This is a genomic window from Gordonia jinhuaensis (genome assembly GCF_014639795.1).
GTDB classification, from domain to species: domain Bacteria; phylum Actinomycetota; class Actinomycetes; order Mycobacteriales; family Mycobacteriaceae; genus Gordonia_B; species Gordonia_B jinhuaensis.
Window position 1 is genome coordinate 1 of sequence record NZ_BMGC01000079.1, and the last position, 2,841, is coordinate 2,841.

Sequence of the window (2,841 nt, forward strand, 5' to 3'; positions counted from 1 at the left end):
GCCGCCGGCGCTTGCTACCTGCCATGTCGTCGTCGATTCTTCCTGCCCAAACACTCGGGCAACAGAGTCGCACAACAACTGGACCACTACGAAGGGCCCACCTCACCATCCCGGTGTTCTGCTGGCGAATCAAACACGGTCACACCGCGAACTGGGATCTTTACGATCTGGCCGACCGACTGCGGATGAAGGGCTGGCTGGTACCCGCCTACCCGATGGCCGACGACCTCTCGTCGATGAACGTCCAGCGCATCGTGGTGCGCTCGGGACTGAGCAAAGACCTCGCCACGTCACTACTGGCCGACATCAAGTCGGCTGTGCACTTCCTCGACAGTCTCGATGCACCAGTTCCCAAGGAGCACAAGAAGGCCGGGTTTCATCACTGAGATGAGCATCGGTTCAGATTTCGACTGCGCGCTCCCGAAGGTGTACTCGTCGATGAGCACTCTCATCCGCTCGCCGTCGAACGGGTCGCCGTGGCCGGGGTACACGACATGCACGGGGAGATGCAAAACTCTCAGCACTCGGTCACCCAGATCGATCTCGTCACCGTCGGCGAGGGTCCTGGTGGCCGGCGCAGCGGAGATACCGTACGCAGTGGGCTCGAACCCAGTTGGGGCAGCGTCGATCAGCAACTCGGGCATCTGCGGCCAGTCGAGTCCGAGCAGGGGGCCGAGCTGATCACCAGAATCGGGTTGTGCTCAAGCAGCGCAGGCACGTGGTCGCGCAGTGACGCCACACCGAGGCCGGCATCGACCACGAGGTCGTGATCGAGGCCGCGCAGGTGCCAGATGTTGGCCCGAAGTAATTCATCGACATGCGGCTCGTCGATCCTGGCGATCTGATCGGTTACCTGCTCGACGCGAAACCATGTGTCGGCGACGGGGAGGGCGGATGTCATGCGAAGACTTTGTCACGTTGCCAGCCGAGTCGCGTCGCGTCCGACGACCTCGCAAGAACGCTTGACTTAGAGCGCACTCTAACTTCTAGCCTTCTGATGTGGCACAAGACGAGGCAGGTCTTACGGTTGCGCAGATGAGCGCAGCGACAGGGATGACAGCGCACACGTTGCGCTACTACGAACACGCCGAACTGATCCGACCGATCGCACGCAACTCCGGCAATCAGCGCCGATATTCGGCAGCGGACGTCGAGTGGGTCACGTTCCTCCTCCGCCTTCGGGAAACTGGTATGCCGATTGCCCAGATGCGCGAATACGCACTGCTCAGGAACGAGGGCCCAGCGACAACCGAGTCCCGGCTACGGCTTCTCGAAGCACATCAGGTGGAACTGCACAACCAGATTGCCCGGCTGCACACCCACGAGAAGGCGCTGGCGAAGAAAATCGCAACCTACCGAGACGATCTCGCCGCTCTCCACGCACATCAACAGGCAAATACACCCACAGAACGGGATCCACGATGACCGAGACGACGCAACGACAGCAGCAGTTCGAGAGGGGCAAGGCGGTGCTCGAAGCGGTCGACGGATCAGCCGGCACCAACGTGATCGACGCGCTCGGCGACATCTCTCCCGAACTCGCCCATCAAGTGGTTGCCTGGGGGTTCGGCGAGATCTATTCGCGCCCCGGCCTACAACCGCGCGACCGGCAACTCGTGACCCTCGGAATCCTCACCGCGCTCGGCGGCTGCGAACCGCAGCTCGACGTCCACATCAATGCGGCACTGAACGTGGGGCTCACGCCGCAGCAGATCGTCGAGGCTCTCTTGCACTCCGCCGTCTACTGCGGGTTCCCGCGCGCCTTGAACGCCACCTTCACCGCGAAGAAGGTCTTCGCAGAACGTGGTGTGCTGCCAGTCGAATAAGTTGCAAGCCAACGACAGACCGCAGGTGTCTCGCCGCTGCAGCGATCACCGGATCGTGTTGTCGGAAGTCTGTCGCGCTTGTTCGGCGAGCTCACTGAAGAACAGGTTGCCCAAGGCGACATTGTTCTGGACCGCCCACATGCTCGACGGCACAACACGAAACGTCGCCCCAGGTTCCTCGGAGGTGTCGATAGCCAGAATCGGGTGGTCCGGATCTGACATCGTCTTCGCGTCGGCGACGAAGACAACTGAGTGATCACTACCCTCGGCAGCGGACACGAAGTCATTCACGCTGACCTTGTCGAACGCGTCGTCATCGACGACAGTCAGATCGGCGACGAAGGGTTCACTCGGGGTCTCCCACACCTCGGCCACGGCCGCTTCCCTCACCTCTTCCCACACATCGTCGTCAGAAAAATCGGACCTGATCAGAACAGAGAAATCAAGGACTGGGGCGGGGAGGGTGATAGCCACAGCGTACGAACGTAGCAGGGACACATCTGAATGACCGTTGCCGCGAGCGCGACGACAAAGCCGAAGACTATGTAAGCACCGGGATCGAGCCAACCGTCCTCGATCGGTGTGCCGGGCGCGCATCCGGGCCATGCGACTCCACCCTCGACAAGCGCCGCGACAACGAACGTCCACCAACCGAAGTCGCCGATACGTCGAGTCCAGAGCACACCGCGAGGCCGAGGCGAGCCCCGAGCTGAGATACTTTCTTGCCAGGCAAGCCTGTGGTCCTCGAAGCAACTGTGAAGAGCCGCTCGATTCCACCGTCCGCTCTGCCGGATCACAATCGCACACCCTGAATCCGATGGACACCCTACGAACTGTCTCGCCGGTACCCGACGACGGCGGTGCCGAAGACGCGGACTGGAATGAATTCGCCAGCCGACTCGGGTTCAGAGGCTCTTCCTGATTCAGAGTGCGTGTAGGTGTTCTGCCAGGCCGCCGGAGTGGATGAGTGACCGCAAGATGTAGTGGTTGAGGTTGCGGAAGCCGAGCGCGATCC

General features: G+C 61.6%; 4 protein-coding genes and 1 pseudogene. 3 read left to right on the forward strand and 2 right to left on the reverse strand.

Features of this window, described 5'->3' with window-relative positions; genetic code table 11:
* Positions 1 to 386, forward strand: a pseudogene (locus IEW22_RS20335) (hypothetical protein); the annotation flags it as partial.
* 242 nt (positions 387 to 628) lie between these two features.
* On the opposite strand, the gene IEW22_RS19635 reads toward IEW22_RS20335, so the two are convergent.
* Complete coding sequence (locus IEW22_RS19635) at positions 629 to 901, reverse strand: MBL fold metallo-hydrolase (protein ID WP_188589046.1); 273 nt, start codon at positions 899 to 901, stop codon at positions 629 to 631.
* A 134-nt stretch (positions 902 to 1,035) separates the two neighbouring features.
* Here IEW22_RS19635 and IEW22_RS19640 point away from each other — a divergent pair, with 134 nt between their 5' ends.
* Positions 1,036 to 1,425: a MerR family transcriptional regulator gene (locus tag IEW22_RS19640; protein ID WP_229742932.1), complete on the forward strand. Its 390-nt coding sequence runs from the start codon at positions 1,036 to 1,038 to the stop codon at positions 1,423 to 1,425.
* Complete coding sequence (locus IEW22_RS19645) at positions 1,422 to 1,826, forward strand: carboxymuconolactone decarboxylase family protein (protein ID WP_188589051.1); 405 nt, start codon at positions 1,422 to 1,424, stop codon at positions 1,824 to 1,826. Before IEW22_RS19640 ends, IEW22_RS19645 begins: the two co-directional genes overlap by 4 nt.
* 45 nt (positions 1,827 to 1,871) lie before the next feature.
* On the opposite strand, the gene IEW22_RS19650 is transcribed toward IEW22_RS19645, so the two are convergent.
* Complete coding sequence (locus tag IEW22_RS19650; protein ID WP_188589054.1) at positions 1,872 to 2,300, reverse strand: DUF6924 domain-containing protein; 429 nt, start codon at positions 2,298 to 2,300, stop codon at positions 1,872 to 1,874.
* Positions 2,301 to 2,841 lie beyond the last annotated feature (541 nt).